General features: G+C 74.0%; 18 protein-coding genes. 6 read left to right on the top strand and 12 right to left on the bottom strand.

The features are described 5' to 3' along the window. Positions 1-31: 31 nt before the first annotated feature. On the top strand, positions 32-1,111 hold the full coding sequence (locus DVA86_RS25730) for a lytic polysaccharide monooxygenase (protein WP_208881815.1): 1,080 nt from the start codon (positions 32-34) through the stop codon (positions 1,109-1,111). 5 nt (positions 1,112-1,116) lie between these two features. Here DVA86_RS25730 and DVA86_RS25725 read toward each other — a convergent pair whose 3' ends face one another. Further along, positions 1,117-2,091 (bottom strand): RICIN domain-containing protein, encoded by a 975-nt coding sequence (locus tag DVA86_RS25725; RefSeq protein WP_208885627.1) that lies wholly within the window; start codon positions 2,089-2,091, stop codon positions 1,117-1,119. A gap of 550 nt (positions 2,092-2,641) precedes the next feature. On the opposite strand from DVA86_RS25725, the gene DVA86_RS25715 reads away from it, so the two are divergent. Beyond that, entirely contained in the window at positions 2,642-3,268 is a 627-nt protein-coding gene (locus DVA86_RS25715) for a pyridoxamine 5'-phosphate oxidase family protein (protein WP_208881813.1), read from the top strand. Positions 3,269-3,315: 47 nt separating this feature from the next. Here the strand turns inward: DVA86_RS25715 and DVA86_RS25710 are convergent, their stop codons facing one another. The 5 genes from DVA86_RS25710 to DVA86_RS25690 all read right to left on the bottom strand — a co-directional run bounded on the left by DVA86_RS25710 (position 3,316) and on the right by DVA86_RS25690 (position 12,473). Then, a complete protein-coding gene (locus DVA86_RS25710) occupies positions 3,316-4,179 on the bottom strand; it encodes an FHA domain-containing protein (protein WP_245997154.1) in 864 nt (287 codons plus the stop codon). Between the two features lie 67 nt (positions 4,180-4,246). Next, positions 4,247-5,698 carry a serine/threonine-protein kinase gene (locus DVA86_RS25705; RefSeq protein WP_208881810.1) on the bottom strand — a complete coding sequence of 484 codons (1,452 nt, stop codon included), beginning with the start codon at positions 5,696-5,698 and terminating at the stop codon, positions 4,247-4,249. Next, positions 5,685-8,012 carry a serine/threonine-protein kinase gene (locus DVA86_RS25700; protein WP_208881809.1) on the bottom strand — a complete coding sequence of 776 codons (2,328 nt, stop codon included), beginning with the start codon at positions 8,010-8,012 and terminating at the stop codon, positions 5,685-5,687. The genes DVA86_RS25705 and DVA86_RS25700 overlap by 14 nt, the downstream gene beginning before the upstream one ends. Positions 8,013-8,211: 199 nt before the next feature. Beyond that, positions 8,212-9,195, bottom strand: coding sequence for a DNA polymerase Y family protein (locus DVA86_RS25695; RefSeq protein WP_222623363.1), 984 nt, complete (start codon positions 9,193-9,195; stop codon positions 8,212-8,214). A gap of 218 nt (positions 9,196-9,413) precedes the next feature. Beyond that, complete coding sequence (locus tag DVA86_RS25690) at positions 9,414-12,473, bottom strand: DNA polymerase III subunit alpha (RefSeq protein ID WP_245997152.1); 3,060 nt, start codon at positions 12,471-12,473, stop codon at positions 9,414-9,416. 533 nt (positions 12,474-13,006) lie between these two features. On the opposite strand from DVA86_RS25690, the gene DVA86_RS35530 reads away from it, so the two are divergent. Both DVA86_RS35530 and DVA86_RS25680 read left to right on the top strand, forming a co-directional pair. Beyond that, positions 13,007-14,683, top strand: coding sequence for an MATE family efflux transporter (locus DVA86_RS35530; protein WP_245997149.1), 1,677 nt, complete (start codon positions 13,007-13,009; stop codon positions 14,681-14,683). Between the two features lie 61 nt (positions 14,684-14,744). Beyond that, positions 14,745-15,938 carry an FAD-dependent oxidoreductase gene (locus DVA86_RS25680; protein ID WP_208881805.1) on the top strand — a complete coding sequence of 398 codons (1,194 nt, stop codon included), beginning with the start codon at positions 14,745-14,747 and terminating at the stop codon, positions 15,936-15,938. A 26-nt stretch (positions 15,939-15,964) separates the two neighbouring features. Here the strand turns inward: DVA86_RS25680 and DVA86_RS25675 are convergent, their stop codons facing one another. Beyond that, complete coding sequence (locus tag DVA86_RS25675; RefSeq protein WP_245997146.1) at positions 15,965-17,512, bottom strand: hypothetical protein; 1,548 nt, start codon at positions 17,510-17,512, stop codon at positions 15,965-15,967. 190 nt (positions 17,513-17,702) lie between these two features. Here DVA86_RS25675 and DVA86_RS25670 point away from each other — a divergent pair, with 190 nt between their 5' ends. Continuing rightward, a complete protein-coding gene (locus DVA86_RS25670) occupies positions 17,703-18,878 on the top strand; it encodes a glycosyltransferase (protein ID WP_208881803.1) in 1,176 nt (391 codons plus the stop codon). Here DVA86_RS25670 and DVA86_RS25665 read toward each other — a convergent pair. The 4 genes from DVA86_RS25665 to gmd form a co-directional block, all read right to left on the bottom strand. Continuing rightward, on the bottom strand, positions 18,862-19,734 hold the full coding sequence (locus tag DVA86_RS25665; RefSeq protein ID WP_208881801.1) for a glycosyltransferase family 2 protein: 873 nt from the start codon (positions 19,732-19,734) through the stop codon (positions 18,862-18,864). The two genes, DVA86_RS25670 and DVA86_RS25665, sit on opposite strands and share 17 nt — an antisense overlap. Positions 19,735-19,772: 38 nt before the next feature. Next, positions 19,773-20,270 carry a hypothetical protein gene (locus DVA86_RS25660; protein ID WP_208881799.1) on the bottom strand — a complete coding sequence of 166 codons (498 nt, stop codon included), beginning with the start codon at positions 20,268-20,270 and terminating at the stop codon, positions 19,773-19,775. Continuing rightward, entirely contained in the window at positions 20,267-22,324 is a 2,058-nt protein-coding gene (locus tag DVA86_RS25655) for a CBM96 family carbohydrate-binding protein (protein ID WP_208885158.1), read from the bottom strand. Before DVA86_RS25655 ends, DVA86_RS25660 begins: the two co-directional genes overlap by 4 nt. Positions 22,325-22,523: 199 nt before the next feature. Further along, entirely contained in the window at positions 22,524-23,633 is a 1,110-nt protein-coding gene (gene gmd, locus DVA86_RS25650) for a GDP-mannose 4,6-dehydratase (protein ID WP_208881797.1), read from the bottom strand. A gap of 64 nt (positions 23,634-23,697) precedes the next feature. On the opposite strand from gmd, the gene DVA86_RS25645 reads away from it, so the two are divergent. Further along, positions 23,698-24,654, top strand: coding sequence for a GDP-L-fucose synthase family protein (locus tag DVA86_RS25645; RefSeq protein WP_208881795.1), 957 nt, complete (start codon positions 23,698-23,700; stop codon positions 24,652-24,654). Between the two features lie 122 nt (positions 24,655-24,776). Here DVA86_RS25645 and DVA86_RS25640 read toward each other — a convergent pair whose 3' ends face one another. Continuing rightward, on the bottom strand, positions 24,777-26,396 hold the full coding sequence (locus DVA86_RS25640) for an exopolysaccharide biosynthesis polyprenyl glycosylphosphotransferase (protein ID WP_208881793.1): 1,620 nt from the start codon (positions 26,394-26,396) through the stop codon (positions 24,777-24,779). Positions 26,397-26,432 lie beyond the last annotated feature (36 nt).

Here is a 26,432-nt window from a genome sequence, read left to right as displayed (position 1 = left end):
CACCCCCCGCAGCAGCCGAAGGAGCCCCACGATGACCGTTCGGACAGCCTGGACAGCGCAGGGCGCCGAGACCGCCCGCCGGATCGCCGTCCGAACCGCGGCGTGCGGCGTCGCGCCGCTCGCACTCGTACTGACGACCGCGGAGACCGCGACCTCGCACGGATCGATGTCCGACCCGGTGAGCCGGGTCGCGGCGTGCTTCGCCGAGGGGCCGGAGAGCCCGCAGTCGGCGGCGTGCAAGGCGGCCGTCGAGGCGAGCGGCACGCAGGCGTTCTACGACTGGAACGAGGTGAACATCCCGAACGCCGCCGGCAAGCACAAGGAGATCATCCCGGACGGCAAGCTGTGCAGCGCGGGCCGCGACAAGTACAAGGGCCTGGACCTGGCGCGGGCCGACTGGCCGGCGAGCGACGTGGCGGCGGGCGCGCACACGTTCAAGTACAAGGCGACCGCGCCGCACAAGGGGACGTTCCAGCTGTACGTCACCAAGGAGGGCTACGACCCGTCGAAGCCGCTGAAGTGGTCCGACCTGGAGGCGGAGCCGTTCGCGGAGGTCACGAACCCGAAGCTGGAGAACGGCTCGTACGTCTTTGACGGGAAGATCCCCGAGCGGTCCGGGCGCCACCTCGTCTACAGCGTCTGGCAGCGCTCGGACAGCCCGGAGGCGTTCTACACCTGCTCCGACGTCGACTTCGGCGGCGGCGGCGGAAGCGCGAACGGCACGAAGAGCGGCTCGGACGCGGGCGCGGCGCCCGCCGCTCCCTCCGACAGGCAGATCGCCGGGGGCAGCGAAAGGTCGACGGTCGACCACGGCGGTCACGGCGGCGACGACGGGAAGGACGCGCACGACGCGCACGGCAGCGGAACGGGGCACTCCGAGGAGTCGGGTGAGTCGGGTCTGAAGCCGAACGGCGCGAAGGACGGCGCGGACGCCGCAGCCGCCGAGGACGCCAAGGACGCCAAGGACGCCAAGCCGGACCTCGCCGAGACCGGCGGCGACGGCAGCACCACCGGCATCGCCGTCGGCGGCGCCGCGGTGCTCGCGATCGGCACGGGCGTCGTCTTCGCGACGCTCCGCCGCCGCGCCGCCCTGGGCCGCCACCGCGCCTGACGGCCTCACCGTCCGGCCACGTGACCGCGTGACCGCGTGACCGTCCGACCAGGCCGGCCGACCGGTCCGGCGGGGCCGCCCTGGCCCGCCGGACCGTACGGCCGCCGTACGGCACCAGCCCGCCGTACGGCAGGACGGCCGGTGCCGCCGCCCCACTCCGTGCTCACACGGCGGCGGCACCGGTCCCACCTCGTCCGTCCCGCCGCTCGGGCCGCCGGCTCGATCACGAACACCTGGCTGTCCTTCCGCCCGCACGGCTCGACGACCGCCTCCGCGCCCTCGGTCACGGACGCGCCCTTGACGGCCACGCACCGCTCACCGTCCACGCGGAACACGAACCGGTCCTCCTGCCCCGGTGCGGACGTCTCGGCCGGCCCGTACGGCTCGACCGCGAACCGCGTGGTCTTCTCGCACGCGTCCCACGGTTCCAGCAGCCCGGCGCCGGGCCCCGAGGTGAGCACCTTCAGACAGCCCTTGCCGTGGTCCGGGTGGTACCACTGGATGCGGTACGCGTTCCCGCCCAGCGGCACCAACGTCGTCTCCTGCGGCGCCACTTCGCCGCAGGGCCGCTGCACCGCCACCAGCGACCCGTACGCGCGTGCCTCCCCGTCGGTCAGGCACAGGCCGTCCGCGAGGACGGGCCGGATGCGTACGGGGCCGTCCGGCAGCGCCGCCGCCCCGCTCGGCGCCGCCGGCTGGGAGGCCGCCGCCGGGCCCTTGCGCGAGGCGGTGTCGCCGTCCGCACCACCGGAGCCGGAACCCGAACCGGATCCGGTCAGCATGCGGGCGGTGACGGCCACGACCGCGAGCAGGGCCAGCGACGCCAGTACGGCGGTGAGCCGGCGCGGCCGCCCGGCGAGGCCCGTCAGACGGACCAGGCGCGCGACGGAGGCGAGGCGGGCGCGCCAGGACGGCTGCCCGTCCGGGCCGCCGTCAGCGTGCGGCCGCTGCGCGACCTCTTCCCGCGCCCGCAGCCACACCTCTCCCCGTTCGGCGGCGGCGCTCTTCCAGTTGCCGGTATGTCAGGCCGGACCGTTCTTTGAGTTGCCGCATGGCAGCCAGGAACTCGGCCACGTCGCAGGCGTGTTGAGGCGGTACCGCCCCCCGATTCCGCATGCCGTCATACTCGGCGGGCCGGCCCCCGGGGACAACCCTGATTCCGGCCGCTCCGCATTGTGCCCGAAGAGGGCCGGGACAGGACTGGGACAAGGCGCTGACCAGGATGGACAAGAAGTGCATTGTCCCGGACGGATATTGCGTTGCCCCGTACCCCGCCGCGTCGGCAAGCTCGTAAGTGCCCGGTCTGCAACGGGGGTACCGCTCTCTCCACTCGCCTCTCCGCGGAAAGCCAAGGGGAGAGGACCAAGAGGAGAGGAGAGAGCGGTCGGGACCGGGCATTCACCTTCTTGATTGCCGGTGCGGAACGGCCGTGGAACGACTCGGGGACGGTCCCGGAAAAGGGATTCCGCGGGGCCGTTCCACGAGTCCGTTACCGCTCCGCGCGATGGGACCGCACGTAGGATCGAACGCATGACAACAGATCTGGTGGAGGTCACGTCCGAGTCCGAACTGCGTGAGCTGATCGGCGAACCCGCCCGGCACAACGTCAACAAGACGCGCCCCGCGCTGCACGCGCTGGACCGCGAGTGGCTGGCCCGTTCGCCGCTCTGCCTGATCGCGACCTCGGACGCGGACGGCGCGTGCGACGTGTCGCCGAAGGGTGATCCGCCCGGGTTCACCAAGGTGCTGGACGACCGTACGATCGCGATCCCGGACCGCCCCGGAAACAAGCGGATCGACGGCCTCCGGAACATTCTCGCCAACCCGCACATCGGGCTGATCTTCCTCATCCCCGGCCGCGGCGACACCCTCCGTGTCAACGGGCGGGCGCGGATCGTACGGGAGGCACCGTTCCTGGACGAGATGGTCGTCCGGCGCAACCGCCCGAAGGTCGCGCTGGTCGTCGACATCGAGGAGATCTACCACCACTGCTCCAAGGCGTTCCTGCGCTCCAGCACCTGGCAGCCGGAGAGCTGGGAGCCGGACGCGCTGCCGAACCGCGCCCGGATCGCCAAGACGCTGGACCGCCCGGACGACTCGCTGGAGTTCCTGGAGGAGTACTACGGGCCGGAGTACGCCGAGAAGCTCTACGGGTGAGGGCTCCGCGGGTGAGGGCTCTACGGGTGAGACGGCCGTAAGGCGCGTCAGCGCGAGCCCTCCGGGGCGGGCTGTGCCTGTGCCTGTGCCGGGCAGTCCGTGTCGTCGTCCAGCAGGGCCAGGTCCGCCTTGGTGAGCGTCGTGGTGACGAGCAGGTCGGTGATCAGGTTGTGGTTGAGCGCGTTGCCGACCGGCTGCGGGACCTCCTCCTCGACCAGTCCGGGGACCCCCTCCTCCCTGCTGAGCCGGGTGCGCACCTTGGAGACGATGTGGGCGGCGCGGCTGGGCCCCCAGCGTTCCGCCGGCCGCAGTTCGCCCAGCTCGAACGCGACCTGGGCCCAGGTCAGGGGCTGCGGCTGCGGGTCGTTCCGGAGGTAGCGCCGGCCGAGGCAGACGAGCACCAGCCGCTCCTCCGCGCTCAGTTCGCGCGCGTCGCGGTCGTGCGTGTCCTCCTCGTACGCCTCCCGCGCCGCCTGCCCGGCGTCCGCGCCCGGTCCCGGTGGCTGCGCGGACGCGGCGATCCGTACCTCCAGGAGGTGTTCCTGCCGCGGGGAGACGATGAACAGCGGCGTGTACCCGGCCGCCAGCTCCACGTGGTCCCCGCTGAGCACGAGCCGCGAACCGGGGAAACGGATGGGCAGCTTCCCGGTGTTGGTCAGCACCCAGCGCGCGTACGTGTGGCTGATCACGCCCTGCCGCCGGCTCACGCACGTGTCACCGACGCCGACGCAGACGTGCACGTCGGGCTCGTTGCGCCCGAAGAGCACCGCGAAGTCCGCGTCCGGTGCGACGCTCATGCCTCCGTTCGACCCCATGACGAAGAGCGTGCCCGTACGGGCAGGGGGAACTCCGCGGCTCAGGCTGCCGGTGTCCTTCGGCAGGAGACTGACCTTGCTCGCCAAGCTCGCCATGGTGTGCGCCCTTCTTCTCGACCACTCTTCCCGACCGGGGGGCGGCGTTCTCGCCGTCGGGCCGACGCTAGCCTCCGGGGCCCGCGAGGGGTCCCGAGGTCATGATGTCGGTCGCCGCGACGAGACCGCCGGTGTCCACGTCGTACGGGTAGCCGAAAGCGGTGTTGACGGGGTGGCTCTCGTTCCTGGTCTCGGTGCCGTCCACGAGCACCCGGTATCTGATCCGCCCGGAGGGGAGGGTGAGCCGGAGCCGCCAGTCGGCGGCGGGGGTCTGGTGCGGCACCTCGACGGTCTTGCGCCAGGGCAGCGGCACGTTCTCCAGCCGGGTGAAGCGGCCGTTCACGGCGTAGGCGAGGGTGGTGAGCGGCGCGTCGCCGGTGATCACGAACTCGAGCCGTACGGGGTCCGCCGAGGGCGACGGGGACGGATCGGAGGGGTACGAGGGGGAGTTGGAGGCAGCCGGTACGGCGCCGGGCGTCTCGCGGAGCGCGTTCCCCGGCCCCGAGCGCGTGTCGTCGCCGCGGGTCAGGGCGAGCACGGCGGCCGTACCCCCGGCGGCGGTCACGACGGCGGCCGCGCCCGCGGCGAGCAGGCGGCGCCTCCCCGGACGCGGGGGCGGGGGCGCGGGCGGGTTGTCGGCGGCGCTCGCCCGCGCGTCGATCGCCGCCGTCACGGCGGGCGGCAGCCACCGCGCCACGTCCCGCACCGGGTCCCCGGCCGTACTCTCGGCCGCTCCCCCGGCCGTTCCTCCGGCTTCCGCCTCGACTTCCGCTCCGCCCTCCGCTCCGCCCTCCGCTTCGGCCTCCGCCCCGGCCAGCCGTCGGGTCAGTTCGGCGGCGGTGGGCCGGTCGGCCGGGTCGGGGCGGCGGCAGTCGGCGATCAGCGTACGGAGCGCCGCCGCCCGCTCGTTGTCCTCCCCGCCACGGGCGTGGTCGAGCGTCGCGCCGAGGGAGTAGACGTCGCTCGGCGGGCCGGCGTCGCCCGCGACCTGTTCCGGCGACATGTAGCCCCAGGAGCCCGCGTGTCCGGAGGTCCGCGCGCCCGCCGCGATGCCGAAGTCGACGAGCCTCGGCCCGTCGGCGGTCAGCAGCACGTTCGCCGGGGTGACGTCCAGGTGGACGACACCGGCGCGGTGGAGCGCGGCGAGTGCCTCCGCCAGCCCGGCGGCCAGCCGCAGCACCGCGTCGCCGGGCAGCGGGCCGTACCGTTCCACCGCCTCGCGCAGCGACACCGACGGCAGGAACTCGGTCGCCATCCACGGCACCGCCGCGTCCGGGTCCGCGCCGAGGACGGGCGGGCTGTACGCGCCGCCGGCCGCCGTCGTCACCCCCACCTCGTACCGGAAGCGCTCGCGGAACTCCGGCTCACGGGCGAACTCGGCGTGCATCACCTTCACCGCCGCCGCGCGGCCGCCCCGTGACCGGCCCAGATAGACGGTGGCCATGCCGCCGGTGCCGACGCGCGCGAGAATCCGGTACCGCCCGACCGTACGGGGGTCGCCCCGGTCAAGTCGCTCCACGCGAGCCTCCGTTCGCACCGCTCGAGCCGCCGCCCGTGCTGCCGCTTGAGCCGCCGCCCGTACCGCCGGGCGGGCTCACCGCCTCCACATGCCCGCCGTCCGAGGCGATGAACACGAGCCCGCCGAGCGCCAGCGCCCCGGAACCGGAGGCGGAAGCGGAGCGGTACGTGGCGTCCGTCCCGTACGTCCACAGCACGCGGCCGCCCGCCGCGTCCAGCGCGTACACCGTCCGGTCGGTGCTCCCCACCCACAGCGTGCCGCCGGAACGGCCCAGCACGTACGACTCGCCGTACGGGTTCGCCTCGGTCCTGCCGAACCGGCGCGCCCACACCTCCTTGCCCGTCCCGGCACGGACCGCGCGCACGCGCCCGTCCGTCTCGTCCACGAGGAGCAGGCCGCCCGCGGCCGGCCGTACGGAGCTCTGGGAGTGGAGCGACTGCCGCCAGACCGGCTTCCCGTCGTCCGCGCCGACCGCGTACAGCGTCCCGTACGTGTCGCGGGCGAAGACCAGCCCCTCCCCGATCACGGGCTGTTGGGGCGTCTCCCCCATCTCGTGCCGCCACCTGACCCGCCCGCTCCGCGCGTCCAGCCCGGCCAGCACGCCTTCGCCCGCCGCCACCACGAGCCCGTCGGCGGCGGTGAGGTCCATCCCTGTCGCCCGCGCGGTCCAGCGCTGCCTGCCGTCCTCCGCGCCCAGCCCCGTGACCTCCTCGCCGGAGGCGAGGCAGAACACCGGCCCGGTGGCGGCCCCGGCCCACGGGAAGCCGAACGGCAGCCGGTACCTCCAGCGGATCTTCCCCGAGGCCGGGTCGCGGGCGTCGATGACCGTGGGCTGCTCGCCGCCCTGGCCGACGAGGTACACGCCGTCCGGGCCGGCCGTGACCGGGTCCATGGGGCCCGTCTCGGAGGGGTGCGACCACAGGACCTCGCCCGTACGCGGGTCCAGCGCGCGTACGTCGGACTCCTTGCTGTGCGCGGCCAGCACCACTCCCCCGGCGGCGTAGAGGTCCGGATAGTCGGGGTAGCCCGCGGCGACGACCTTCTTCTTCCAGCGCTGCCCGGCCTCCGGGGGCGGGCCCGTGCCGCCGCCCGGACGCGGCGTACGGGTCGTGCGTGCCGTACGCCCGGACCCCGAGAGCACCGACTCCCCCAGCACCACCGACGCGCCGGCGGCCACCGGCACGGCGGCCGCGGCCAGGAGCAGCGTGCGGCGGCCGGGCCGGCGCAGGCCGGGGAGGCGGGGCGGGCGGCCGGGCCCGTGCGCCCCGGCCGTCACCGCGCCGGGCTCCGCCGTCACCGCGCCGGGCTCCGCGGTCGTCTCGCCGGGGAGCCCGCCGCCGGGCCGGGGCAGCCCGGCCGCCTCCCCGAACGGCCCGTCGCCTCCCGGCGGTTCGGCCGCCGCGCGCCGGTCGACCGCCTCCGCCAGCGGCGCGGGCAGCCAGCGGGTGCCGCGTACGGAGGCCGCGGGCTCGCCCTGCCGGTCCTGCCGGTCCCGCCGGTGCCGCCGGTCCCGCAGCGCGGCGGCCCGGTCGAGCAACGCGGCCGCGGTGGGCCGCCGTTCCGGCTCACGGCGCAGGCAGGCCGCGACGAGCGCGCGCAGCCCGCGGTCGGTGAGCCCGGCGAGGTCCGTACGCGCCAGCCGCACCCGTTCCAGCGTCGCCGCGCGGTCCCCGGCGTCGAACGGGCCGCGCCCCGTCGCCGCGTACGCCAGCACCGCGCCGAGCGCGAAGACGTCGCCGGGCGGACCGGCGAGGCCGCCGGACGCCTGTTCCGGGGACATGAAGCCGGGCGTGCCGGGGAGGGCGCCGGGGACGGTGATCGCGGTGGCGTCCTCCGGCCGTGCGATCCCGAAGTCGATCACGCGCGGGCCGCCCGCGGTCAGCACGATGTTCGCGGGTTTCAGATCCCGGTGCGCGAGGCCCGCCCGGTGGATGTCGGCGAGCGCCTCGGCCAGCGCGGCGGCCAGCAGCAGCGTGGTGTCCGCGGGGAGCGCGCCGAACGTCCCGACGGCCTCCCGCAGCGACAGCCCCGGCAGGTAGTCCGTGGCGAGCCACGGCACCTCCGCCTCCGGATCGGCGTCCAGCAGTGCGGCGGTGAACGTGCCCGTGACCGTACGGGCGGCCGCCACCTCCCGGCGGAACCGGGCGCGGTAGCGGGCGTCGCGGGCGAAGTGCTCCCGTACGACCTTGACCGCGACCGTACGGGCGCCCGGCGAGCGCGCGAGGTAGACGGTGCCCATTCCGCCGGCGCCCAGCCGGGCCAGCAGCCGGTGGTCGCCCACGCGGCGCGGATCGTCGGGCCGCAGCGGCTGCACGATCGTCCCTCCCGGTCGCCGTGGTCTGGGGGTGTGCGGCGGGGACGGACGGGGCCGCCGTTTCTCCGCCTCGCGCGTTCTGCCCAGCGCGCGCACGACTGTAGCCGTACGCGGCCGCGCCGGGCGCGGCACCTCGGCTTCCGCCCCTTCGGCTCGGTCTCGGCTTCCGGCACCGCCCCTCCCCGCACGGCTCCCGCCGCTACGCCACGTGCAGCAGGCCCGCCCAGAGGAGGCCCGCCGGGTGGACCGCCGCGGCGCCGAACCGCAGGCGCGCGCGGTCCGCCGCCGCCTCCGCCCGGCGGGCGCGCTCCTCGCGGGGATCCAAGGAGAGCTGGTGGGCCGCGAGTTCGGCGGCGGTGAGGTCCTCGGCGCGGAGCGCGACCGCTCGTACGCGGGCGCGCTGGAGCGCGAGCGCGTCGTGCAGCGCGTACGCGGTGGCGGTGAGCGCCGGCGTGTGCGCGGTCGGCTCCGCGAGGCGCCGGGTACGGGTGATCGTGGAACGGTCCGCGCAGCGCACCGTCAGCGTGAGCGCCCGCGCGACCCGCCCCTCCGTCCGCATGCGGAAGCCCAGTTCGTCGGTGAGCGTGAGGAGCGCGCGCCTCCGCTGGTCCGGGTCCAGTTCGTCCCGCCCGAAGCGGTACTCGCGGCTCACCGACCGCGCGGGCGCGCTGGGCGTGACGGGCGTCGGGTCGATGCCGCGCGCCCGCTCCCGTACGAGCCGCCCGTTGGCCGCGCCGAGGATGCGCTGCAGCGTGGCCGGCGGCGCGGCGGCGATACGGCCCACGGTGTCCAGCCCGTACGTGGCCAGGGTGCGGGCGGTCGCCGGGCCGACCCCGTACAGCGCGGCGGCCGGCTTGGGGGCCAGGAACGCCGCCGTCTCCTCCTCGCCGGCGGGCACGCAGCGCACCGTTCCGGGCGGTCCGTCGTGCGCGGCCATCCGGGCGAGGAGCGGGTTGACGGCGACGCCGACGGTGCAGTCGGCGTCGTGCAGCGCGGCCGCGCGCAGCCGTACGAGCGCGGCGAGCCCGGCGGCGTCCCGGCGGAAGTAGCGCTGGGCGCCGCGTACGTCGGCGAGCGCGGCGTCGGGGGGCAGCGCCTGGACGACGGGGGTGATGTCGGCGAGCAGCTCCAGCAGTTCGGGGTAGTGCGTCGCGGAGCGGGGGCCGAAGTGGACGTACAGCACGTGTGGTCGGGCGCGCGCCTCCTCACGGGACGGTGCCTCCGGCTGCGGCTGCGGCTCCGGTACAGGTCCCGGGTGCGGTTCCGGTACAGGTTCCGGCTCCGGTTCCGGTACAGGTCCCGGGTGCGGTTCCGGGCGTGCGGGGTCGGCCGGGTGCGGCCGCACCGCCGGGTGCGGCGGTTCCGGGCCGGGGTCCGCCGGGTGGCGTTGCGCGCGTTCCGTCATCCCGCGCTCCCCGGGCTGGAGTGCCACATCTTGCGGGGGCTCTTCGTCGGCTCACCCGCGGGCCGGAGGTCGGCCCAGGGGTGCATCCGGTAGCCGTTCGGCATCTCGATACGCCGTCCCCCCGTGGGGTCGCCGTCCCCGGCCGCACCGTCGCTGTCCCCGGCGTCGTCCGCCTCGCCCCCGCCCTCGTCGCCATCGCCGTCGCCGTCGCCGTTGCCGGAGGCGAGCCGGGCCGCGACGGCCTCCAGCCCGCCCGTACGCCGCAGTTCGATCAGTTCGGCGAGGTCCCAGGCCGCCGCCCCGACCACGCTGAGGCTGCGCGGCCCGCGCCGCTGCACCACTCCCCGTACGAGCAGCAGCCAGGAGTGGAAGACGGTGTGCGCGCAGGCGGCGTGCGAGTCGTCGAAGAAGGCGCAGTCGACCAGCCCCGTACCGTCGTCGAGGGTGGTGAAGATGACCCGCTTCCCGCTGCGTATCGGCGGCGTCTGGGTGGCCGCCTTGGCGCCCGCGACCAGGACCGTCTCGCCGTGCCGCGCCTCGCGCAGGGCGCGCGCGGAGTACGCGCCCAGCTCGCGCAGGAACTCGGCGTGGTCGCCCATGAGATGGCGTGAGGCGTCCATGCCGAGGACGCCCAGCTCCGCGCCCAGCCGTTCGTCCCGGTCGAGGTCGGGCAGCCCGGCGGGGTCCGGCGCCGCCGCCTCGCCGAGCGCCAGCTGCCCCTCGCGCGCGCCGGGTCCGCGCTGCCGCCGGTGCAGCTCGGCGATGTGCAGCAGCATGTCGCGCCGGTTGCCGCCGAACGCGTCCAGCGCCCCGACCCGGGCCAGCCCCTCGGCGACGGGGCGGGGCGGCCGGGCCCGCCGCCACAGGTCGGTGAGCGAGTCGTACGGCTGGCCCGCGGCGATCCGTTCCGCGTCGGCCTCGCTGATGCCCTGCACCTCGCCGAGGGCGAGCCGGATGCCCCACAACGGCCGTTCGCCGTCCGCCGGTTCGACGCGGTAGCCGATCCCCGACCGGTTCACGTCCAGCGGCAGCACCGGCACCCCGCGCCGCCGCGCGTCCGCCAGCAGCAGCCGCTTCGGGTACATCCCCGGGTCGTGCTCCAGCAGCCCGGCGTAGAACGCGGCCGGGTGGTGCGCCTTCAGCCACGCCGACTGGTACGTCGGCACGGCGAAGGCGACGGCGTGCGCCTTGCAGAAGCCGTAGCTGCCGAACGCCTCCACGATCTCCCAGGTGCGCTCCACGACGTCCGCCGCGTAGCCGCGCCGTTCCGCCTCCCGCGCGAACCAGGCCCGTACCCGCCCCTGCCGCTCGCTGTCGGACAGCGCCCGCCGCGCCTCGTCCGCCAGCGCGCGGTCGCAGCCGGTCATGACGGCGATGACGTCGATGATCTGCTCGTGGAACACCACCACGCCGTACGTCTCGCGCAGCGCGCCCTCCAGGTCCGGGTGCGGATACCGCACGGGTCTGCGGCCGTGCCGGGCCTCGATGAAGGGCCGCACCATGTCGGCGGCCACCGGGCCCGGCCGGAACAGCGAGATGTCCACCACCAGGTCGTGGAAGTCCGCGGGCTGCAGCCGTCCGATCAGGTCGCGCTGCCCCGGCGACTCGATCTGGAAGCAGCCGAGCGTCTCCGCCGAGCGGATCAGCTCGTACGTCTCCGGGTCGTCCCGCGGTACGGCGTCCAGCTCGACGTGCTCCCCGCTCACCCGCTCGATCTCCCCCACCGCGTGCGCCATCGCGGACTGCATCCGCACGCCCAGGACGTCCAGCTTGAGCAGCCCCAGGTCCTCCACGTCCTCCTTGTCGAACTGCGACATCGGCAGGTGCTCGCCGCTGGTGGGCACGACGGGCGTACGGGCGCGCAGCGAGCCGTCGGAGAGCAGCACCCCGCAGGGGTGCATGGCGACACCGCGGGGCAGCCCGTCCAGCGCCTCGACCAGCGACCAGAAGCGGTCCCCGTACGCGTCCGGGTCCACCTCGCGCAGCTCCGGCAGCTCCGCCAGCGCGGTCCGCGCGTCGCGCGCGCGGATGTGCGGGAACGCCTTGGCGAGCCGGTCCGTCTCCGCCGGGTCCATGCCGAGTGCGGCGCCCACGTCCCGTACGGCGTGCCGCACCCGGTACGTCTCGGGCATCGCGACGGTCGCGACGCGCTCCGCGCCGAAGCGGTCGAAGATGGCGTGGTAGACCTCGATGCGGCGGGCGGACTCCACGTCGATGTCGATGTCCGGGAGCGCGGCGCGGCGCGGGGAGAGGAAACGTTCCATCAGGAGCCCGTGCTCCACCGGGTCCGCCTGCGCGATGCCCAACAGATGGCTGACGAGCGAACCGGCCCCGGAGCCGCGCGCGGCCACCCGTATCCCCCTCGCCCGCACGTCCTCGACGACCTGCCCGACGGTGAGGAAGTACGAGGAGAAGCCGAGCCGTTCGATGATCCGCAGCTCGTGCTCCAGCCTGGCCCAGCGCCCGCCGTCCCGGTCGTACCCGCGGCTCACCATGCCCGCCGCGCACCGCGAACGCAGCACGCGGGCGGCCGTCCGCCGCTCCGCGCCCACCAGTTGGGGCTCCGGGAAGTGCACCCGTCCGATGCCGAGGTCGTCCTCCGGGTCCACCCGGCACTCGGCGGCGGTCTCCTCCGTCAGCCGGAGCAGCCGGTGCGCGGTGTTCCGCCGGTACCCGGCGGCCTCGGCGGCGCGTACGGCCGCCTCGGCCATCTCGTCCGGGCCCTTCAGCCACCGTTCGCCGCCGTCCAGTCCGGCCCGCTCGTCGACCGGTACGAGGCGGCGCGCCGCGTCCAGCACGTCCGCGACCGGGCCCAGGCCGGGGTCGGCGTAGCGCACGGCGTTCGTCAGCACAGGACGGATGCCCTCCTGGACGGCCAGACCCAGCATCCGCGCCGCGTCCCGCGGCGGCCCGTGGCCGGTCACGGCCAGCCGCAGCCCGTCCCCGAAGACGTCCCGCCACGCCGCGAGCAGGCGCGCCGCCCGGTCGGGGCGGCCGGCGGCGAGCGCGCGGCCGACGTCGGACTCCGCACCGAGCAGCACCTGTCTCTTATACACCCTAAAAAAACAAAATTTTATCCATCATTTTTTCTTCTTCTCCTCTTCCCCCTTTCATCGCCTCTTTTTTTCCCATCTTCTGTCTCCTCTACACTTCTCCTATTCCTCGTTTCTCACTCCCATTCCTTATTACTTCTTCTTCCTTCCGCATACACCTCCACTCTCTGTACCCATCCTCTCCCATATTCCCTTCTTCCGTTGCTGTCCCCCTGAGTAGACTCCCTGATACTCCTCACTATCGGGTCCGGGGCCGGGGCCTCCGGTGGGCGGCGTGGCAAGTCGCGGAAGTCCGGGGGCGGACGCGGTACGGCGGCCGAGCGGGAGCGGGAGCGGGAGCCGGGGCCGGGGGCGTCGGGCTCCGACGACCGTGACGACCGCGACGACCGCGACGAGGGTTTTGAGTCCGGCCGTGACGACCGCCGTACGCGCGAGGGCGGCGCCCACGCGCACCGCGACATCGGCTCCGAGACGGTCGGCCTGCGCATCGTCGACCCGGCCGACCTCGAAGAGCACACCTCGCCCACCACCCAGCCGTGACCGGCAGACCACTGCGCACCCGCGCCGCGGTGGCCTGCTCCATCGCGGACCAGGGCGTGGCCGCGCTCACCAACATCGCGGTCCTGGTGGTCGCGGCCCGGCAGAGCAGCGCCGCCGGGTTCGCCGTGTTCTCCGTCGTCTACACGGTGTTCACGGTGCTGCTCGGACTCTCCGTCGGCTACGTCGGGCAGGCGCTCGTACTGGAACGGGGCCCGGTCCGCGAGGTGCGGGCGGCGTGCCGGGCGGCGGTCGTCTTCACGGCCGCCGCGTCGGGGGCCGTGGCCCTGTCGGCCGGGGGCGTGCTGTGGCTCGCCACCGGGTTCGAGGGGCGGCTGGCGGCGGGACTCGGCGCGTTGCTGCTCGTACTGCCGGTGGTACTGACCCACGACTGCCTCCGCTACGCGTTCGCCACGCTGCACAGCCCGCACCGCGCCCTGGCCGCGGACGTGCTCCGCCTCGCCACGGGTGTCGCGGCCCTCGCGGCGCAGCCGCGGGGGGCGGGGGCGGACCGGCTGATCGCGGTGTGGGGGGCGTCGGCGATCCCGGCACTGCTCCTGGGCCTGACCTTGCTGTGGCGCCTCTCCGCACGGGGTGCTCGCCACAGGGCTCAGCCGACTGGGCGCGCATTGGGGCCCATTCGGCACCGAATCAAGCCCGTCCGGCGCTTGAGGACGGCCCTCGGCCACCGTGGCGAGATCGCTGACGACGGCGGGTCAGCCGCACCTTCCCAGCCCGTCCGGCGTTTGAGGACGGCCGCCAGCCATCGCCGAGTGGCAGCGGACCACTGGTGGTCACGTGGCCGCGCCCATGGGTCGGCCACAGCCGGGAACCCGGCTGAGGGCCGTCCTCAAACGCCGGACGGGCTTGATTCGGTGCGGTCTGCCTCCAGCTCTTCCTCTGAGAGGGAGAAGAGCGTCACGGACGGGCTTGACGCAGTGCCGGTCGCAGAACGGGCGCGTGCGGAGGTCGTGGCGGGCGGTGCAAAAAGATACGTGCGGCGCGGACATCTCGGCGCCCGCTTCGCCCTCGAGTTCGCCGTCGGCAACGCCGGCACCCAACTCGCCGTCATCGCCCTCGGCCTGTGGGCGAACCCCCTCGCCGTCGGCGCGCTGCGCGGCGCGACCACCCTCTTCGGGCCCATGAACGTGCTGTTCAACGCCGCCACCGGATTCGGCCCGCCGCTTCTCAACCGTACGGGCGGCCCCCGCCGTTCGGCCCGTGCCGCGCTCGCCGCAGGCGGCGTGCTCGCGGCCGGGGCGGCGGTGTGGGCGGTCGTGCTGGTGCTGCTGCCCGACCGGTACGGGCGGATGCTGCTCGGTGACACCTGGGCGGCTGCGTCCGGGCTGCTGTCCGCGACGGGCAGCCAGTACGCGGCGATGGCCCTCGGCACGTGCGGGCTGCTCGCGCTCCGCGTGCTGCGCCCGCGTACGACGCTGCCCATCCAGCTGGTGTTCTCGCTGTTCACGGTGTGCTGCATGCTCACCGGTTACGCGCTGGGCGGGGTGCTGGGCGCCGCCTGGGGGCTGTGTGCGGGGTCGGTGTGCAAGGCGGCGGCGAGCTGGCTGCGCGTACGGCGCGTGCTCCGTACGCCGTACGACGCCGGGGACGCGGCCGACCCGGAACGGCCGACGCAGCCGGAGGCGCCGGTCGGTGCGGAACGGCCGGCCACGTAGGGGACGAGGTCCGCCGGGGCGGGGCGGACCGGCTCGGCGAGGGGCCGTACGTTGTATCGGCATGAGCCCCCGTATCGCAGTTGTCGGCAGCGGCCCGGCCGGCCTTTCCTTCGCCCGCGTACTGCATCGTCACGGTCACCCCGTCACCGTTCTCGAACGCGATCCCGCCCGCGACGCCCGTCCCGCGGGCGGCACGCTGGACCTGCACGAGGGCCTGGGGCAGCTGGCGTTGGAGAAGGCGGGGCTGCTGGCGGAGTTCCAGGCGCTGGCCCGTCCCGAGGGGCAGGCCATGCGCATCCTGGACACGGACGGGACCGTCCTGCGCGACTGGCCGCCTCGCCCGGGTGACCGGGCCAATCCCGAGATCGACCGCGGGCAGCTCCGGGACCTGCTGCTCGGGCCGCTGGAGGTGCAGTGGGGGCGGGCCGTGACGGAGGTGGTGCCGGAGGGCCGGGGCGGCGTGCTGGTCCGTTCCGCGGACGGGCGGCAGGAGACGTTCGACCTCGTGATCGGCGCGGACGGTGCCTGGTCCCGGGTCCGTCCGGCGGTGTCGTCCGCGGCGCCGCGGTACACCGGCGTCACCCTGGTCGAGACGTCCCTGGACGACGTCGACGCCCGCAATCCCGACCTCGCCCGGCTGGTCGGCGACGGTTCCGTGGCGGTGTACGGCGTGAATCGCGCGCTCGTCGCCCAGCGCAACAGCGGGGGCCACGTCAAGGTGTACGCCCAGTTCCGCGAGCCGCTGGACCGGCACACGGACCGGGGCCGGCACACGGACCGGGACCGGCACGAGGGCCTGGGCCCGGCAGCCGACGCAGAGGCCAACGCCGACGCAGAGGCCAACGCCGAGACCGTGCGGACGGGCCTGCTGGCCCTGTTCGAGGGCTGGGCCGCCCCCGTCCTCGAACTCCTCCGCCGCGGCACGGGCTTCGTCCGCCGCCCCCTCCACGTCCTTCCCGCGTCCCACACCTGGGACCACGTCTCCGGGGTGACGCTGATGGGCGACGCCGCCCATCTGATGCCCCCGTTGGGGGCGGGCGCGAACCTCGCGATGCTGGAGGGCACCGAACTCGCCGAGTCCGTCGCCGCCGCCTCCGGCCCCGGGGAACTGGACGAGGCCGTACGCGCCTTCGAGGAGCAGATGTGGGAACGCGCCGGCAGGTGGGCGGACATCACGATGGCCGGGCTGGAACGCCTCGTGAGCCCGGACCCCTCCGAGGCCCTCGCGCTCTTCGACGAGGTCCAGCCTTCCTGACCGGCGTCACGTGACCGGCGTCACGGTCACGGCAGCCGCTTCCGCGGGTTCTCGCGGAACGTCGTGACCGCCGCCAGGCACACCACTGCGATCCCGATGCGGCCCATGGCCTGCAGCAGCGGCCCCCGCAGCAGGATGAAGGCGTAGCCCGCGACGAGCGGGGTGACGATGGCGGGGATGCTGCCGATGGCGGCGGGGCCGGTGTTCTCGGCGGTGTGCCGTACGTACCGGCGGTCCGCGCGCGAGGCGAGGTAGCCCGCGGCGAGGAAGCCGCCGCTCATGCCCAGGGGGCCGAAGTCGAGCCAGAGTTCGGCCCACAGGGGCGCGGACAGGTTGGTGTTCTTCATGCCCATCCACTCGCCCACGCGTACGCCCGTGTCCTCCGGTTTCCCCGTCCACACGGAGCGGGGCACGAAGAACAGCGCGGTGCCGGCGGACTGGCGGCCGTAGGTGTGGCCGTCGCCCGCGCCGGCGAACGAGATGGTGTTCGCGAACATGCCGATCTGGTCGTAGTCCTTGAGGGTCAGGGGGACGAGGACGGAGTCGGTCTCGGGCTGGTTGGCGGCGTCCTCCGCGTAGCGGAAGCGGTCCGCGAACGGGAACACCACCAGGGCGATGACCGCGCCGAGCGCGAGCGCGCCCCGGTACATCACGGGGCTGCGCGGGAACGCCGTGAACAGCAGCGCGAAGAGCACCGTCAGGAACCAGTAGCGGGGGTTGGACACCGGGTTGTTGACGATCACGTTCACGCCCAGCGTCGCGGCCCACATGGCGAGCACGAGCGGCTTGCGCCGCGCCACGCGCGAGGTCACCAGCCAGCGGGTGAGGAACAGCAGTGCCAGCAGCACGGGGACGGTGCCGAAGCCGCGCAGGAACGCCGAGCCGGCCTGGGACGCGGCGGCGCCCGCCGCCGCGCCGGTGGCGGCACTGACGCTCTCGCCGATCTCCTGGCGGCTGCTGAAGAACACGCCGACGCCGCCGAGTTGGACGATCATGAGCGCGCTGGCGGCGTACGAGAACAGCACCAGCGCGTACAGCCGCGGCCGATGTACGGACGCCGGGCCCCGGTTGCGCGGCCGGCGCGGCGCCGGGCGGTGCCGGGCGAGGAGGGCGCCCACGTCGAACGCGACGACGCCGCACAGCACCAGCGCGACGGCCAGTACGGTGTCCGAACGCGGCCCGACGACGGGCGTCGGCGTACGGTCCAGCACGGTCTGGGCGAGCGGTGCCACGCCCATCGCGATGTACACGAACAGCCAGAACGAGCCCTGGATGAGGCGCCGTCGCGCGGTGAGCACCATGGAGCACAGGCGCGCGCCCGCGTAGCAGCAGAGGGTGAGCTGGAGCCAGAACGCGGTGTCCCGTGCGCCGGGTCCGGGCTGGGTGGCGACGGCACCGGGCAGTACGGCGACCATGCCGAGGACGAGGGGTACGGCGAGCGCGCGGGAGAGCGCGGCGCGCGGGGTGAAGTGCCGGAGCTCGGCCGGGTCGTACGGCGGGACCGCGCGCCCGGTGCCGGACGGCCCGGACGGCCCGCGCGTGCCGGACGGCCCGCGCGTGGCGTCAAGCGTCATACGGCCGCCCCCTTCGCACCCCGCCTGCCCCAGAGGGTGCATCCACTGTGCGGCCCCCGGGCAGTCTACCGAGTTGTGGAGCTGTGATCCGCGTTCTGTGACGCTCCGGTGACGGCGCCGTTAAGCTGGGCCGAACGCGCCGCGGGGAGGGCGCCGTCGGGGGTTCGGGGACTCTGGGGAGGGGATTCCGTTGAAGGTCCTGCATGCCGTCACGCTTCACACGCCCACACACGATTTCGGCGGTCCGACCCGCGTCGCGCTGAACCTGTCCCGCGGGCTGCGCGCCCGCGGCGTACAGGCGGCGATGGTGGCGCTCGGGGACGGCTTCGACGGGCCGCTGCCGCGGGAGGTGGACGGGGTGCCCGCCCGGCTGTACCAGGCGCGGCACGTGCTGCCGCGCTTCGAGGTCAGCGGCATCACGTCGCCCGCGCTGCTGGCCGACGCGCGGCGGCTGGTGCGCTCCGCCGACGTGGTGCACGTGCATCTGATGCGCGACCTGATCACGCTGCCCATCGCGCTGATCGCGCTCCAGTGCGGCCGTCCGCTGGTGCTGCAGACGCACGGGATGATCGACCCGACGGAGAAGCGCGTCGCGCAGCTCGTGGACGTGCTGGGGCTGCGCCGCGTGCTGAAGCGGGCGGACGCGGTGCTGCACCTGACCGAGCAGGAACGCGCCGACACGGCGGCGGTGGTCGCCCCGGAGCGGATGGCGCCCGCGTACCGGCTCGTGAACGGCGTACAGCCGCAGCCGCCGCCCGCGGCGCTGGAAGGCCCCCCGGAACGCGCGGAGGGCGAGAGCAAGGCGCCCACCGTCCTGTACGTCGCCCGCGTGCAGGAGCGCAAGCGGCCGCAGGACTTCATCTCGGCGATGCCGACGGTGCTCGCGGAGTACCCGGAGGCGCGTTTCGTGCTGGCCGGTCCCGACACCGGTGCGATGGCCGCGGACATGCTGGAGCTGGCGGGCACGCTGGGCGTCGGGCACGCGGTGGAGTACGTGGGCGCGCTGGACCACGCGGAGGTGCTGGCGCGGCTGCGGAGCGCGGACGTGTACGTACTCCCGTCCGTCGTCGAGCCGTTCGCGGTGTCCGTCCTGGAGGCGATGTCCGTGGGACTGCCGGTGGTCGTCACCCGTACCGGCGGGCTGGCGCCCGACGTGGCCGCCGCCGGCGCGGGACGGGTGGTGGACAGCCGTCCCGGCACCGACAACGGCGAGCTCGTCGGCCGGGCCGTCCTGGAGCTGCTCGACCCGGCCGCGCACCGCGCGGCTTCGCGGGCCGCGTGGGAGCTGGTACGCGACGGGTTCACCATCGACGCGGTGGCCGGGACGCTGCACGGGATCTACGAGCGGGTCATCGCGGCGCACTGAACTGCCGCTGCTCCGCGGCCTGCCTCAGTTCCCTGGCCTTGAGCCCGATCTGCCACCGGTAGAAGCTCATGGCCAGGGCGTAGTCGAAGCCGGCGCGCCCGTCGAGGAAGCCGCGCTTGTACACGTACGCGTAGCCGAACGACAGCAGCGGCTTGAACGGCGCCCGGTGGAACAGCTGCCCCTGCCGGGTCTTCGCCCGGCGGATCTGCTCCCGTACCTCCGGGTGGTGTTCGAGCCACGCCTCCCAGTCGGAGTAGCGGTTGTGCCGGTCGAACCAGGTGCGCACCGGGTCCAGGTCGCGGTGCTCGATGGGCGCACCGAGCGTGGCGACCTCCGCGCCCTCGTCGACGAGCGGCTGGTAGTGCCCCTCCTGCTCGCCCATGCCCGGCGCGTCCAGGTCGTCCGGTTCGGGGAAGCGGGAGCGCGTACGGTCCAGCAGCGCGCGTTTGACGATGGTGTAGCCGTGCCGCAGGCGCCGTCCCCCGAACCAGTAGCCGAGCGGGATGTCGAACGCCGCCGGGCGCACCGTACGGCCCGGCGGCACGGTGAAGAGCCGGCGCAGCTCGATGAGCAGCTCCTGGCTGGGCGTCTCGTCGCCGTCGAGGAAGAGCAGCCAGTCCCGTTCGGGGTGCACGTGCTCGAGGCACCACTGCTTCTTCTTCGGGTAGCCGCCGTCCCAGGTGTACGGCAGCACCTCCGCGCCGGCCTCCTTGGCGAGCGCGCGGGTGTCGTCCGTACTGTCGGAGTCGACGACGACCACGGATTCGAAGTGGTCGATCACCGAGCGGACGGTCGTCGTGATGTTCTCCGCCTCGTTCTTCGTCGGGATCGCGACCACGATGGGCAGCTTCTCCACGTGTTGCTCCTCGCCTGCTTTCGCGGCTGTTCTCACGGTCACTCGATGACTCCCGCGGCCTTCAGCAGCGGCTCGTACTCCGGGCAGAGGTGCTCGACGGCGGGCTTCGCGTTGGCGATCTCGCCCGCCTTGAGGGCGCTGAGCACGGCCTTGCGGTCGGCGTCGGCGACGGTGGCGATGCGTTCGCAGGCCGCCGTGCCGGCTTCGAGGATCGCCGCCGGGTCGGTGCCCTCGGGCACCCGGTCCACCAGGTACTTCTTCTGCTTCTTGCTGAACGTGCCGGTCGCGGGCGTGAGTTCGGACGTGGGCACCTTCGGGCCCTTGGCGGCCTTGTCCGGTGCGGGCGGGGCCGCCCGCTCTCCGTCCGTGCCGCCGGCCCCGCCGCCGTCCTTGCCCGCGGAGGGTGAACTCGCCGCGCCCGACGGGCGCTTCTCCGCGTCCGCGCCGCCGTCGCTCCCGGAGCAGCCGGCCGCGAGCAACACGGCGGCCGTCAGCAGGACGGCCGCCGTGCTGCTCCTGGCCCTGACGACGCTCACGGCACCTCGAACGTGAGGGTGAGCCTCGGTCCGGACGCCGCCGAGCGGTCGCTCGACCAGAGCCAGAGGCTGTCCGTACCGGTACTGGTCAGGGCGAGGTCCAGGTCGCCGCCCAGCTCGCCGGAGACCGCCGCCGGGTCGAGCGTGACCGTCTGGTCGGTGTTGACCGAGGTCGCGCCCGTCAGGGTGCCCAGGGTGGCGCTGTCCAGCGTCGGCTTGCTGGCGTACGTCACCGTCGACTCCGACCAGCTGCCGGTGACGAGGCGTACGCGGTGCGAGTCCGCCGAGGCGGCGTTCGCGTCGGTGCTGGTGCTGACGGTGAGCTGCGCCTTGGTGAGGGTCATGCCGCCCGGTGCCGAGGGCAGGCTGAACCGCGCGTAGCTCTCGTACGCCGACGTGCCGCGTACGGCCAGCTGCTGGTGGCCGCCGTAGTTGGAGGCCGTGGAGCCGGCGTTGACGTAGCTGTCGGCGGTGGCCTCCCGGGTGACCGTGGTCTGCTGCGGGGTGCCCGGCGTGGTAACCGTGGCCGCCGCGGACCTGGCACTGGTGTTGGCGTCCCCGGCGTCACTGGCGGTGATCCGGTACTGGTAGGCCGTGCCGGAGTCGGCGTCCGTGTCCGTGAAGCTCACCGTGGGCCGCTTCCAGAACAGCGAGTCGGCGGTGACGGTGCCGACGGGGGTGCTGGAGTCGTTCCGGTACACCTTGTACGTCAGCTTGCTGTCGTCCTCGTCGAGGCTCGCCCGCCAGCTGACCTTCACGTCGCCACCGGTGACGTTGCTCGCGGTCACCTCGTCGGGGACGGTCGGGTCGCCGGTGTCGGGCCCGGCCGCGAACCGTACGAGGCCCTGCTGCTTCATGTTGCCGTGCGTGACGATACGGGTGAACTCGCCGCCGACCCACATGTAGTCCGTGCCGCCGCGCGCGGACGAGACCATCGCCCGCGGGCCGATCTGCTCGGTGCCGGACGGGCCGTCGTCGGTGTCGGGGAACCAGGACAGCAGCGGCTTGGGGTTGCCGGTGGACTCGGCCAGCAGGTGCTGGCGCTCGTTCAGCTCGGGGAACTGGCCCATGCTGCTGCAGTTGTGCGCGTGCGAGGCGCTGTAGAGCACCGACCCGTGCACGGCGACGTCCTGGGTGGCGCCGAGGCAGGTGTCGCGCCAGCGCTGGTTGAAGTCGCTGAGGTTGAGGGCGAGACGGCCGTCGAAGACGCCGCCGCCGGTGCCCTCGTGCGCGGTGTAGACGCCGGTCGAGTCGACGGTCATGCCCTTGACCACGGAGGCGCGGTGGATGAACGTCGAGCCGTAGCTCTTGGTGACGCCGCCGGACGAGGAGTCGACCACGGCCAGCGCGTGCGAGGCACGGCCGCCTACGGTGTCGAAGTCACCGCCGAGGACCACGTTGTCGCCGTCGGGAGTGACCTCCAGGGCGCGGGCGACCTTGTCCGCCTTCGGGTTCCACGCGGTGAGGGAGCCGGTCGTGCTGACGGCGGCGAAGCGGCCGCGGGACTGGCCGGCGACGGTGAGGAAGTCCCCGCCCATGTAGACGGTGTCCGAGGTGACGTCCAGCGCCCGTACGGCGGCCGACACGGACACCTTGAAGCCCGTCTTGACGGTGCAGGACGCGATGTCGATCGCTGCAACGTTGCTCACCGAGGTGCCGTTGACCGCGCCGAACGTGCCGCCCGCGTACAGCGTCGTGCCGTCCGGCGAGACGTCCAGCGCCCGTACGGTCGCGGTGCCGCTGCCGACGGTGAAGTTCAGCCGGCAGTCGGTGGGCGCGCCCGTCGCCGCGTTGAACGCCGCGAAGTTGACGGCGCCGCGCTCGCTCGTGCCGGGCTCCGCGCCCGGCGGCCTGATCGAGGAGAAAGTGCCGCCCGCGAAGACCACGCCGTCGTGCTGGGCCATCGCCCAGACCACGCCGTTCGTCTGCCACGTCGGCAGGTCGTCGGCCGTGAAACCGACGGGCGGCGTCACCGCGTCCGCCTGCTCGGCGCTCAGCAGCTGCGCGCCCGTCCAGCCGGCGACCGTCATGGCGAGTGCGGCGCCGAGCGCCATCGCCTTCCGGCCGCTGAAGCCGCCGCTGAACCGGCCGCCCGTCCGGCCGTTGAACCGCCCGCGGAGCCGTCTGCGCGCTCTCGCGCCGCCGCCTCTCCCCGCCACCGCACTTCCCATGATCCCCACCTCTTGTTGCGTCTGCGCTTGTTGCTCGTTGCCGGTTGCCGGTTGCCGGTTGCCGGTTGTCCGGTGCCGCGGCTCAGCGGTCGATGCGGACGGTGGCCCCGGCCAGTTCGGCGTCGAGGGCGCTGATGTCCGCCTCGACCATGATCCGGGCCAGTTCGTCCCACCTGACCTGCGGCTTCCAGCCGAGCACCCGCTCGGCCTTCGCCGCGTCGCCGATCAGCGCGTCGACCTCGCTGGGGCGCTCGTAATTGGCGTCGAACCGCACGTGGTCCTGCCACTCCAGCCCGGCCGACCGGAACGCGGCGGCCAGGAAGTCCCGTACGGAGGCCGCCTCCCCGGTGGCGATCACGAAGTCGTCCGGCTCGTCGTGCTGGAGCATCCGCCACATCGCCTCGGCGTACTCGGGGGCGTAGCCCCAGTCCCGTACGGCGTCCAGGTTGCCGAGGTAGAGCCGGTCCTGGAGGCCGGCGCGTATCCGTGCCACGGCGCGGGTGATCTTGCGCGTCACGAACGTCTCGCCACGGCGTGGGGACTCGTGGTTGAAGAGGATGCCGTTCACCGCGAACAGACCGTACGCCTCGCGGTAGTTGACCGTCGCCCAGTAGCCGAAGACCTTGGCGCAGCCGTACGGACTACGCGGGTGGAACGGCGTGCCCTCGTGCTGCGGGGGCGGCGCCGCACCGAACATCTCCGAGGACGACGCCTGGTAGACGCGCGTGTCGATGCCGCTCGCCCGTACGGCCTCCAGCAGCCGCAGCGCGCCCATCGCCGTGACGTCCCCGGTGTAGAGGGGGGCGTCGAAGGAGACGCGTACGTGCGACTGCGCGCCGAGGTTGTAGACCTCGTCGGGCGCGAGATCCCGGAGGAGGTTGACCATGGCCACGCCGTCGGTGAGGTCGGCGTGGTGCAGGATCAGCGACCGTTCGGACTCGTGCGGGTCCTGGTAGACGTGGTCGAGCCGGGCCGTGTTGAAGGACGAGGAGCGGCGCACGAGGCCGTGCACCGTGTAACCCTTGGCCAGGAGGAGTTCGGCGAGGTACGAGCCGTCCTGTCCGGTGATTCCGGTGATCAGAGCGCTTTTGCCGCCTGTGCCGCCACCTGTGCCGCCGCCCGTGCCGCCACCCGTGCCGCCGCCTGTGCGGCCTGTGCCGCCGGGTCTGCCGTCCGTACTGCCGTCAGTCATCGAGTGCCCCCCTGCTTCGGGTATGTGGTCCGCCGCGCCCGGTGCGCTGGCAGAATCCGGTGGTATGACGCCACCGAGAGAGCTGTTGCCGCCCCGCGCCCGGATCTTCGTCGCGGGCCACCGGGGCCTCGTGGGCTCCGCCGTCGCCCGGCAGCTCGCCGACGAGGGCCACGAGGTGCTGACCCGCGGCCGTGCCGCGCTCGACCTGCGCGACGCGGCGGGCACCGAGGCGTACCTGCGGGACGTACGCCCGGACGCGGTCGTGCTGGCGGCGGCCACGGTGGGAGGCATCATGGCCAACCAGAACTTCCCGGTCCCGTTCCTGGAGGACAACCTCCGCATCCAGCTCAGCGTGATCGGCGGGGCGCACGCGGCCGGCGTGGGACGGCTGCTGTTCCTCGGCTCGTCCTGCATCTACCCCAAGCTCGCACCGCAGCCGATCACCGAAGAGGCGCTGCTCACCGGCCCGTTGGAGCCGACGAACGAGCCGTACGCCATCGCCAAGATCGCCGGCATCACACAGGTGCGCGGCTACCGGCAGCAGTACGGCGCCGCGTACATCTCCGCCATGCCGACCAACCTCTACGGTCCGGGCGACAACTTCGACCTGGAGACCTCGCACGTGCTGCCCGCCCTGATCCGCCGCTTCCACGAGGCCGTGCGGGACGGCCGCGAGGAGGTCGTGCTGTGGGGGAGCGGCACACCGCGCCGCGAGTTCCTGCACGTGGACGACCTGGCGCGGGCGTGCTCGCTGCTGCTGCGGACGTACGACGACGGGACGCCGGTGAACATCGGCTGCGGCGAGGACCTGACCATCCGCGAACTCGCCGAGACCGTACGGGACGTGACCGGCTTCACCGGGCGCATCGCCTTCGACACCTCGAAGCCGGACGGCACGCCGCGCAAGCTGCTCGACGTGTCGCGGCTCCGCAAGCTGGGCTTCGCGCCGCGCGTCCCGCTGGCGGACGGCATCCGGGACACGTACGAGTGGTGGCTGCGCTCCGGGGCCGCTTCCGCCTAGCGGCAGCGGGGGCCGCGGGCGCGGCTCGTCCGCGTACGGCTTGTACGGCTCGTCCGCGCGGGGCTCGTGCGGCTCGTACGCGTGCGGTTCGTGCGGCTCGTACGGCGGTGGCGCGGGGCGCATCAGTACGCCCCGCGTCCGTCGGCCACGGCACGGAATGTGCGGGCGAGCACGTCCGCGTCCATGGTGAGCGACCAGTTGTCGGCGTAGCGCAGATCGAGCGCCAGGCTCTCGTCCCAGGTCAGCTCCGACCGCCCGCCGACCTGCCACGGCCCGGTCATCCCCGGCTTCACGTGCAGCCGCCGCAGCTCCACGGGGCCGTACGCCGCCACCTCGTCGGGCAGCGGCGGGCGCGGGCCCACCAGGGACATCTCGCCGCGCAGCACGTTCACCAGCTGCGGCAGCTCGTCCAGCGAGGTGCGCCGCAGCAGCCGCCCGGCGCGCGTCACGCGCGGGTCGCGGCGGATCTTGAACGTCGGCCCGTCCTGCTCGTCCGCCGCCGCCAGCGCGGGCCGCAGCTGCTCGGCCTCCGTCACCATCGAGCGGAACTTCCACATGGTGAACGGGACACCACGGTGCCCGATCCGGAGCTGCCGGTAGAGCACCGGCCCGCGCGAGTCGAGCCGTACGACCGCGGCCAGCACCGCGAACAGCGGTGCCAGCAGCAGCAGTCCGAGCGCCGCGCCGGACCGGTCCAGCGTGTTCTTGACGACGAGCTGCGGGCCGCGCCGTACGGGCGCTGCCACGTGCAGCAGGTTCAGCCCGGCGGCCGTGTCCAGCCGTACGCGCCGCAGCGCCACCTCCGTCAGCCCGGAGGCGATCACCAGGCGCAGGCCCGCGTCCTGGACCGCCCAGGACAGCCGCCGCAGCCGGTCGCCGCCGAGCTGCGCCCCCGGCACGACGAGCACCATCTCCGCGCCGTGCCGCCGGGACGCCTCCAGAACCGTTTCGCCGTCGGTGACGTAGGCCGCTGCCTGCGCGCCGTCCGGGCCCGCGGGCGCGGCGGGCGGGACGGGGATGCCGAGGTTGAGCGTGATCTCGCCGGCCAGGGCGGCTGCGGCATCGGCGTCCAGGCCCGCGTCCGCCGAACGCTCCCCGTCCGGCGCCGCGTTCAGCCGCCCCGACTCGGGAACGCCGCTGCGCAGCGGGGCGTCGCCCACCGGCACCGCGCCGATCACCACGTACGCGTGGTCCGTACCGGACGCCAGCTGCCCCACCACCTCGTCGACCGCGCCCGCCTCGCCGACGACGAGCGCCCGGCACACGGCCTGCGCCGCGCGCCGCTGGGCGGTCAGATGGCGGTGCGTGAGCGTACGGCAGGCGACGGTCAGCACGACCACGGGGGTGAGCGCCAGCAGCGCGTACGCGGGTGCCGAACTCTCCCCGGTCGCGGCGCGGATGACGGCCAGCAGACCGAGCAGTGTCAGCCAGTCCTGCAGTGCGGAGACGAGCCCGCGTGACTCGCCGAGAGACCTGTGCACGTAGCGTTTGTGCGCGAGCTGGACCCCGAGCCAGATGAGCGCCGCCGTGGCCGCGGCGACTTCGGGGTGCGGCTGCGCGGCGGCTCTGTACACGAAGAGGACCGGCAGCGCGGTCCCCAGGATGTCGGCGGCCACGGCCAACGGTACGTACCACACCGCCTTGTCCCGGGCGCGCCGAAGCTCTCCGGCCGGCACGGAACCGGTGGCCGGTCTTCGCACGGGTCTGCGCTGACCGGACAGAAAAATGGCATCACGCCGCATGAACCCCCCAGATGCATCAACCCCAAACGGCGCACT

Origin of the sequence: Streptomyces armeniacus, from assembly GCF_003355155.1 — a bacterium.
Classification (GTDB): Bacteria; Actinomycetota; Actinomycetes; order Streptomycetales; family Streptomycetaceae; genus Streptomyces; species Streptomyces armeniacus.
Note: the sequence above shows the minus strand (reverse complement) of the source record. Positions and strands in the feature narration are given on the sequence as shown.

Coding starts and splice junctions, on each gene's coding strand:
- DVA86_RS25730 (WP_208881815.1), top strand. CDS start 32: ATGACCGTTCGGACAGCCTGGACAGCGCAGGGCGCCGAGACCGCCCGC.
- DVA86_RS25715 (WP_208881813.1), top strand. CDS start 2,642: ATGACAACAGATCTGGTGGAGGTCACGTCCGAGTCCGAACTGCGTGAG.
- DVA86_RS25710 (WP_245997154.1), bottom strand. CDS start 4,179: ATGGCGAGCTTGGCGAGCAAGGTCAGTCTCCTGCCGAAGGACACCGGC.
- DVA86_RS25680 (WP_208881805.1), top strand. CDS start 14,745: ATGAGCCCCCGTATCGCAGTTGTCGGCAGCGGCCCGGCCGGCCTTTCC.
- DVA86_RS25675 (WP_245997146.1), bottom strand. CDS start 17,512: ATGACGCTTGACGCCACGCGCGGGCCGTCCGGCACGCGCGGGCCGTCC.
- DVA86_RS25655 (WP_208885158.1), bottom strand. CDS start 22,324: ATGGCGCTCGGCGCCGCACTCGCCATGACGGTCGCCGGCTGGACGGGC.
- gmd (WP_208881797.1), bottom strand. CDS start 23,633: ATGACTGACGGCAGTACGGACGGCAGACCCGGCGGCACAGGCCGCACA.
- DVA86_RS25645 (WP_208881795.1), top strand. CDS start 23,698: ATGACGCCACCGAGAGAGCTGTTGCCGCCCCGCGCCCGGATCTTCGTC.
- DVA86_RS25640 (WP_208881793.1), bottom strand. CDS start 26,396: ATGCGGCGTGATGCCATTTTTCTGTCCGGTCAGCGCAGACCCGTGCGA.